The organism is Tritonibacter sp. SIMBA_163 (assembly GCF_046535935.1).
Classification (GTDB): Bacteria; Pseudomonadota; Alphaproteobacteria; order Rhodobacterales; family Rhodobacteraceae; genus Epibacterium; species Epibacterium scottomollicae.
The window spans coordinates 1-987 of the sequence record NZ_JAWJBP010000075.1; the positions used below are offsets into that span (position 1 = coordinate 1).

General features: G+C 57.8%; 3 pseudogenes. 1 reads left to right on the plus strand and 2 read right to left on the minus strand.

The annotated features are described in order from the left end of the window. Positions 1 to 473: pseudogene (gene lacI / locus R0J92_RS21450) on the minus strand (DNA-binding transcriptional repressor LacI); the annotation flags it as partial. A gap of 85 nt (positions 474 to 558) precedes the next feature. Then, a pseudogene (locus tag R0J92_RS21455) lies at positions 559 to 837 on the minus strand (MFS transporter); the annotation flags it as partial. Between the two features lie 6 nt (positions 838 to 843). Between R0J92_RS21455 and R0J92_RS21460 the strand changes: the two are divergent. Next, positions 844 to 987: pseudogene (locus R0J92_RS21460) on the plus strand (integrase); the annotation flags it as partial.

Sequence of the window (987 nt, forward strand, 5' to 3'; positions counted from 1 at the left end):
CTGTTGATGGGTGTCTGGTCAGAGACATCAAGAAATAACGCCGGAACATTAGTGCAGGCAGCTTCCACAGCAATGGCATCCTGGTCATCCAGCGGATAGTTAATGATCAGCCCACTGACGCGTTGCGCGAGAAGATTGTGCACCGCCGCTTTACAGGCTTCGACGCCGCTTCGTTCTACCATCGACACCACCACGCTGGCACCCAGTTGATCGGCGCGAGATTTAATCGCCGCGACAATTTGCGACGGCGCGTGCAGGGCCAGACTGGAGGTGGCAACGCCAATCAGCAACGACTGTTTGCCCGCCAGTTGTTGTGCCACGCGGTTGGGAATGTAATTCAGCTCCGCCATCGCCGCTTCCACTTTTTCCCGCGTTTTCGCAGAAACGTGGCTGGCCTGGTTCACCACGCGGGAAACGGTCTGATAAGAGACACCGGCATACTCTGCGACATCGTATAACGTTACTGGTTTCACATTCACCACCCTGAATTGACTCTCTTCCGGGCGCTATCATGCCATACCGCGAAAGGTTTTGCGCCATTCGATGGTGTCCGGGATCTCGACGCTCTCCCTTATGCGACTCCTGCATTAGGAAGCAGCCCAGTAGTAGGTTGAGGCCGTTGAGCACCGCCGCCGCAAGGAATGGTGCATGCAAGGAGATGGCGCCCAACAGTCCCCCGGCCACGGGGCCTGCCACCATACCCACGCCGAAACAAGCGCTCATGAGCCCGAAGTGGCGAGCCCGATCTTCCCCATCGGTGATGTCGGCGATATAGGCGCCAGCAACCGCACCTGTGGCGCCGGTGATGCCGGCCACGATGCGTCCGGCGTAGAGGATCCGTCACATACCAAGGCGGCTAAGCGAGCAGATGGAACATCAACGCCTGCGGTCAGGAAGATGCGCATCGACAGCAAGACATCATGGCTATCAGCTTGTCGTCGTGCAGGAATTGAAGATTTCCGTTTCCATGACCTCAGACACACCTGG